The organism is Aquimarina megaterium XH134 (assembly GCF_000520975.1).
Taxonomy (GTDB): Bacteria; Bacteroidota; Bacteroidia; order Flavobacteriales; family Flavobacteriaceae; genus Aquimarina; species Aquimarina megaterium.
The window spans coordinates 1-751 of record NZ_JACB01000131.1; the positions used below are offsets into that span (position 1 = coordinate 1).

General features: G+C 41.0%; 1 protein-coding gene. It reads right to left on the bottom strand.

Annotated elements, in window-relative coordinates:
* The coding region (locus Z053_RS0127405) for a PKD domain-containing protein (RefSeq protein WP_025668162.1) at positions 1–751 on the bottom strand (751 nt) is incomplete at both ends.

A 751-nucleotide genomic window follows, 5' to 3' on the forward strand; every position in this document is an offset into this window, starting at 1 on the left:
TGTTGTTCTCCTGTATTACCACCGCCACCTCCGCCGCCAGTAGTAACTGTAGCAACAACGATCATCGTCTTTGTGATTTGTTGACCTGTAAGATTATCTGTTATAGTCGCCTTAATGGTATATTCATGAGTGCCATTTGAAAAGTTAGAAAAACCAAAACTTGTACCACTGCCTGATCCTAAGGACTGAGAGAGGTTAATACTGTTATAGGCTTTCCAGGTGATCTGAGAATTGCCTGAACCACCAGTAAGACTCGTTACATTAAAAGTAACACTTGGGTTAGTCCCAGAAATAGAAGTATGAGATTGACTCGTGCTCGCCACCATACCAGGATAGGATTTTAAAACAGGAGCATTAGCACCCCACTTATAATTAGCATTTTGCAAGGTTAAGTCAACCACCTTAAATTTGATAGTATAGGTTCCTGCATTAGGAAAATGGTACGAGTACGTGGTTCCTGTTGCACTTTGTTTTACATCATTAACATACCACTCGTAGCTACGAGATCCCGAACCGCCTCCTATACCCGAAGCGGTGAAGGTTGTAGTTGTTCCTTGTACAATATGGGCTTTTGATGCACTTACTGTAGGTGTGTTTAAAGGATTATACGCGTACAGTTTTCGGGTAGCACTGTTTGCTGATTTACCACTTACATTATCAATAACTTTAAAATATACATCATAGGTTCCTGCGGTACCCGGGTTGTATGCCAATGTAGTGGTGGTACTGGCTTGTTTTACATTGTTTACAT